The organism is Cytobacillus firmus (assembly GCF_023715565.1).
GTDB lineage: Bacteria > Bacillota > Bacilli > Bacillales > Cytobacillaceae > Cytobacillus > Cytobacillus firmus_C.
In genome coordinates, this window is sequence record NZ_JAMBOJ010000033.1 from 47,074 (window position 1) to 53,115 (window position 6,042).

A 6,042-nucleotide genomic window follows, 5' to 3' on the forward strand; every position below is an offset into this window, starting at 1 on the left:
CGAAACTGCAATCAAGTTCGCAGCCTGCAGCGCCAAGTAAAGTTTCAGCCCTTTAAGATTAGCCTTTTGTTCCCCCTGCCGTCAAACCTGATACAAAGTATTTTTGGAACATAAGGAAAAGTGCAGCAATCGGAATTGCTATTAAGACCGAGCCGGCTGCAAACTTTGTAAACTCATTTCCGAATTGCTTAGCTACCATTTCATATAATCCTACTGCCATTGTGAACTTTTCATCTGTTCTTAATAGAATTCTTGCAAGGATGAAATCTCCAAAAGGCGCAATGAATGAAAATAGGGCAACTACTGCAATAATTGGTTTTGCAAGAGGCATAACAATTTGCCAGAATACACGCAGATGGCTTGCACCATCCATTTTCGCAGATTCATCAAGCTCTTTCGGAATCGTGTCGAGATAACCTTTCATCAGCCATGTATTCATTGGGATCTGACCACCGACATATACCAGGATCAATCCAAGATGTGTATCAATTAAACCAGTTCTTGTCGCTAATACAAAAATGGCGATCAGTGCTGCAAAGTTAGGTATCATTTGCAGGATCAGGAAGGTTAATAAACCATTTTTCCTTCCGATGAAGCGGTAGCGTGAAAACGAATAGGCAGTCAAGGATACTGTAATAACCGTAAGTATCATTGTCAGCGTACTTATTTTCAATGAATTCCAGTACCATTTAACATAATTGGACTTCTCTAAATCGAATAGATATTTGTAATGTGCCAAGGTTGGATTTTCAGGAAACATAGATGATCCTGACAAACTCTGGCCCGGATTTAATGATGAGCCTACTACCCATAAAAGCGGATAAATGACAATAAAGCTCATTAAGGCAATGATTAAATATGAAAGAGTCAGCCGGATCATTTTATTTTTCTTTATGCTCATATCTACATCAAATCCTCTTCTTGGAAAGATTTTGTTCTTCTAAACTGCCATAATGCTACAGTGATGACGATAAGCGAAAGAATCATAGTAACTGCAGCTGCTTTACCATATTGGGCAGAAGTCATAGTCAGTTTATAAATCCAGGATATAAGAATATCCGAACCGCCGGCATTTTGGCCCGGTATAGCCGGTCCGCCGCCATTAAACAAGAAGATAACATTAAAGTTATTGAAGTTGAAGGTATATTGAGTAATGATAATCGGCGCCGTTGCAAATAAAACCAACGGCAGAGTAATCTTTGTGAATTTCTGCAGAATCGTTGCACCGTCAACTGTTGCAGCTTCATAAAGCTCATCCGGAATAGACTGCAGCACACCGGTCGTCATGGCAAAAATGAACGGGAATCCAAGCCAGGACTGGATGAAAATTAAAGCTAAACGTGTCCAATTTTCCTCAGTCATCCATGGAACGGCACCGATGCCAAGTGCATCCAGAATCGTTTTATTAACCACACCGAAAGTCTCATTGAACATGCCGGAGAAAATCAGTATTGATATAAATGACGGCACGGCCCAGGGAAGAATGAAGATTGTCCGGATTAATGCTTTCCCTTTAAGATCCTTTTGGTTTACGAGAATTGCCAGGAAAATGCCCAAGGCTACCTGCAAGGTGGTAGCAACGAAAGTCCAGACTATTGTCCAGCCCAGTACACCAAAGAATGTTTTTCTCCATAAATCCAGCTTGAAAATATCGATAAAGTTCTGAATACCTACCCAATCTACCAGCTTTGCAGGCGGAGAATGATATAGATCATAGTTAGTAAATGCTAGAAGAACAACGAATAAGATGGGAAAAATTACAACGAACACTAAAAGAAAAAAACCAGGTGAGATCATTAAGTATGGGAAACCATTATCAAGAAGATTGTGGTACTGCTCTCTGACACTGTTTAATGCCAATCCCAAATCACGTTTTTTCCCGTTATTATGAGCATCATAAATATTGAAGGCATAAATAATCAGCCCCAATGCTGTAATGATCAGTGCAATAATTCCGTCGATCATAAGAAAGATCGAATGGTCCAGAACTGGAATTTCACCTAATGTGAAAAGTCCCCAAAATCCCCAATTCAGTGTGTCAAAGAATGACGCAAAGAACGAAATGGTAAGAATTAAAAATATGGCACCTTTCAGGAACTGTTTATTATAAAACTGTCCAAATCCAGGCAGGATGGATAATAGAGCAGCGTTTCTTCCATGGTTGGATGTCATTTTTTTTGCGTCCATATGGCTATTGCCTCCCCTTTCTTATAGGAGAAAGTATTTTTCTATTATTATATTTCATTTATAAGAATATTACCGATTGGTTTTTTGTGCAAACGGTTGCTCATAAAAGGAACATGAAAGCGGCTTTCTGCCGCTCCTGCTTAAAGCTTCGAAAGTATTCATTTGAAGCAGTCTGCTCAGGCACTTGCTTTTTTTATCATTACATAAAAGTATGGGCAATACCTCCTCGGAGGTACCGCCCTTTTGTCTGTCAAGCTTTACTTGGCAGGGTGATTTGTTTCAATATTTGTTTTGATAGTATTAACTGCATCATCAAGCGCTGCTTTTGGCTCCGCTTTACCTGTTGCAATTGTTTGAAGTGCAGAGGCCATTGGTCCCCAAACTTCAGCCATTTCAGGAATATTTGGCATTGGAACCGCGTATTGAGATTGCTCAGCAACAGCTTCTGCAGCTTCATTGTCTGCGATTACCGGATCTTCAATAAGAGACTTTACAGGAGGGATTTCCTGAGTTGTCTCAAAACGGATTTTTGCGTTTTCTTCATTTGTAATATGTTCAACTAACTTGGTTGCCCAGTAAGGATTTTTAGTGAATGCAGTTACATTCCATCCCTTAACCCCCATGAATGTTTTAACATGCTCACCGTTTGGAAGCTTAGGCATTACAGAAACACCAACATCGATCCCTGCATCCTTCATTCCTTGAAGTGCCCATGGACCATTCATTACAGAAGCAGCTTTTCCTTCATTGAATAGGCCATCCATTGCAGCTCCTCCGCTTTCCCCGATAATTCCTTTAGGGAATAAGCCATCGCTGTACCATTTTTGAATAAATTCAGCACCTTCAACAGCGCCCTCGTTATTCAAACCAACATCTTCACGGTCTAATGCTCCGTCATTTTCATTGAAAACATATCCTCCCATGCCAGCGATAGGGCCGTGAGCGAAATAGAAGTTATCGAATAAAGCCAGGAATCCATACTGGCCGCCAGTTGTTAATTCTTTAGCTTGAGTATAAAGCTCATCCATTGTTTCAGGAGCTTTTTCCATTAATGCTTTATTATAGATGAAAACTGGTGTTTCAGTTGCTTTTGGAAGACCATATAGTTTTCCGTCATACATTTGAGCACTGATGGATGATTCTGTGAAAGTATCAAGAACACTGTCATCAACTTTGATTTCCTGAAGAAGACCTTCTGTTACAACCTGGCCAATTTGGTCATGAGGAAGTGTAACAACGTCAGGTGCATTTCCTGCAGGTCCATCAAGTCTTAATTGGTCACGGATTTTATCAGCCATGCCTAATTCTTTGAATTCAACTTTAATTCCATATTCTTTTTCAAAAGACTCAATGGCAGGCTTTAATGCTACGCCTTTATCTGTGTCTTCCCAAACTACTAATTTTTCTGGTTTCGGCTCTTCAGCCTGGTTTTCACCTGTGCCGTTATCTTTATCTGTTTTTTCCGGCTGTGCCTCACGCTGAGGACCGCAAGCTGCCAGCATTCCTATAACCAATACCAGCATCATAAAGAAAGATAGTGACTTTTTCATGAAATTGCCCCCTTAAATAGATCTGTTGCTTAATGTAAACAGTACAACCGTTTGCACAAATTTGTAAACGCTTTAGTCTGTTTCTAAAACAGCGTTCACTTAACCTATAATTCAATGAAACCGCTTAATGAAAACGATTGCACAATTTCTATTTTTTATTATACAAGGTTTTTGGGCTTTTACAACTACTTTTTTCTAAATTATTTTTGTTTGAAAATAATATATTTGTAAACACTCGAATTTACACTATACATTTTCGCTTCATTACTGTGGTATAATGCAAGCGATTGCATTATGAAAGGGGAATTTTTAATGGAAAAGGCAGCCATCATACACTACCCTGCTGATCATTTTGTTTATCCTATCAGCAGGGAAACCTTACATATTAGACTGCAAACAAAGAAAGATGATATTTCTAAAGTTACTTTACTGCACGGTGACCAGTACTTATGGGCAGATGGTAAATGGCAGTATGAAAAAACAGATATGCAGAAATCAGGTTCTGATGGGATTTATGATTATTGGCATGCCTATATTAACCCGCCATTTAGAAGATCCCGGTACGGATTTTACTTAAAGTCCGGGGAAGAAGAATTGATTTTGACTGAAAAAGGCTTTTACGAGGAAGCTCCAGCTGATTCAGGTTATTATTTCAACTTTCCTTACCTGCACCCTGAAGAAGTATTTCAAGCCCCATCCTGGGTAAAGGATACGGTCTGGTATCAGATTTTTCCGGAAAGATTTGCTAACGGAAATCCAGACAATGACCCTGAAGGTGTTCTTCCTTGGGGAAGTGAGGAGCCTTCTGCGAATAACTTTTTTGGCGGAGATTTTGAAGGTGTTATTGAACATCTGGACTATCTTGTGGAACTCGGCATTACAGGCATCTATTTCACACCTGTTTTCAAGGCATTTTCCAACCATAAGTATGATACAATAGACTATCTGGAAATTGATCCCCAGTTTGGTGCGAAAGATACTTTAAAGAGACTTGTAAAAGAATGCCATGATCGGGATATTAAAGTGATGCTGGATGCTGTTTTCAACCATAGTGGATACTATTTCCCCCCATTTCAGGATGTGCTTGATAAGGAAGAAACATCACCTTATAAGGACTGGTTCCACCCACACAGTTTCCCTCTGAGAGGCGGGGAGCGCCCTAATTATGAGACCTTCGCTTTTGTAGAACAAATGCCAAAACTGAATACAAAAAATCCAGATGTGAAAAAATATTTGCTAAAAGTAGCCAGATACTGGATTGAAGAGTTTGATATAGACGGCTGGCGGCTGGATGTGGCAAACGAAGTTGACCATCAGTTCTGGCGTGAGTTCAGGCAGACTGTAAAAAGCATCAAACCAGACCTCTATATATTAGGTGAAATCTGGCACAACTCTATGCCATGGCTGCGCGGAGACCAATTTGATGCTGTCATGAATTATCCTTTTACCACCAACCTGCTAAATTTAATTGCGAAGAAATCTATAACCGGCAGTGAGTTCGCCAATAATATGACCGCTGAAATTAACAGCTATCCTGCCACTGTCTATGAATCTGCATTCAATCTGGTTGGAAGCCATGATACACCGAGGATCTTAACGGAATGTGAAGAAAATAAAGACAGGGTAAAGCTAATTTACACACTTTTATTCACCTTTATGGGTTCACCATGCCTATATTATGGAGATGAAATTGGACTAAGTGGTGCAATGGATCCCGGATGCAGAAAATGCATGGAATGGGATGAGGCAAAACAGGACCGTGAATTGTTTTCTCATATTCAGAAGCTCATCAAGGTTCGGAAGGAAGAAAAGCTGCTCGCAAATGAAGGCCATTTTGAATTTATTGAAACGGAATCTAATATAGTTGCCTACCGAAAATATGATAATGAAAAAACGATCATTGTACTCGGTAACCCCTCGGATGAAAGGGCGGAATTTGTATTGCCTTATCCCCTTAAGGGTGTTAAGGTAACGAATATGCTTACAGACATAGAATTTGCAGCTGAAGCGGAAAACCTTAAAGTTCAGCTTGATGGCTGGGGGTTTGAAATCCTGTATTTCCCTGCTAACCTTCACTAAATAGGATACCTGATTGAAATAAGGAAAAGTCTTTAAGGGCAAGACTAACGGGTTCGGTTGACAGGGAGAAAACGTCAAAAAGTAAAACAAATAGTAAACAAAAAGAGGCTGGGACAGAACTAAATTGTCCGTTGTTAAAGCCGAATGATTTCTATTTTAAAAAGTAATAAAAATAAAAAAAACGAACTATTACGAAACTCTAAATCAGAATTTCGAATAATAGTTC

Annotated in this window: 4 protein-coding genes; 1 reads left to right on the top strand and 3 read right to left on the bottom strand. The window is 39.6% G+C overall.

The window, feature by feature from the left end; translation table 11 throughout:
• Positions 1-58: 58 nt before the first annotated feature.
• The 3 genes from M3205_RS14530 to M3205_RS14540 all read right to left on the bottom strand — a co-directional run bounded on the left by M3205_RS14530 (position 59) and on the right by M3205_RS14540 (position 3,737).
• On the bottom strand, positions 59-901 hold the full coding sequence (locus M3205_RS14530; RefSeq protein ID WP_251170569.1) for a sugar ABC transporter permease: 843 nt from the start codon (positions 899-901) through the stop codon (positions 59-61).
• A gap of 2 nt (positions 902-903) precedes the next feature.
• A complete protein-coding gene (locus M3205_RS14535) occupies positions 904-2,187 on the bottom strand; it encodes a carbohydrate ABC transporter permease (RefSeq protein WP_251170570.1) in 1,284 nt (427 codons plus the stop codon).
• A 257-nt stretch (positions 2,188-2,444) separates the two neighbouring features.
• Positions 2,445-3,737, bottom strand: a complete 1,293-nt coding sequence (locus M3205_RS14540) for an extracellular solute-binding protein (protein WP_251170571.1) — start codon at positions 3,735-3,737, stop codon at positions 2,445-2,447.
• 312 nt (positions 3,738-4,049) lie between these two features.
• Here M3205_RS14540 and M3205_RS14545 point away from each other — a divergent pair, with 312 nt between their 5' ends.
• A complete protein-coding gene (locus tag M3205_RS14545) occupies positions 4,050-5,816 on the top strand; it encodes an alpha-glycosidase (protein ID WP_251170572.1) in 1,767 nt (588 codons plus the stop codon).
• The last annotated feature ends 226 nt before the right edge of the window (positions 5,817-6,042 follow it).

Excerpts from the sequence above, each read along its gene's own strand:
- M3205_RS14530 (WP_251170569.1), bottom strand. The coding sequence starts at position 901 with ATGAGCATAAAGAAAAATAAAATGATCCGGCTGACTCTTTCATATTTA.
- M3205_RS14535 (WP_251170570.1), bottom strand. The coding sequence starts at position 2,187 with ATGGACGCAAAAAAAATGACATCCAACCATGGAAGAAACGCTGCTCTA.
- M3205_RS14540 (WP_251170571.1), bottom strand. The coding sequence starts at position 3,737 with ATGAAAAAGTCACTATCTTTCTTTATGATGCTGGTATTGGTTATAGGA.
- M3205_RS14545 (WP_251170572.1), top strand. The coding sequence starts at position 4,050 with ATGGAAAAGGCAGCCATCATACACTACCCTGCTGATCATTTTGTTTAT.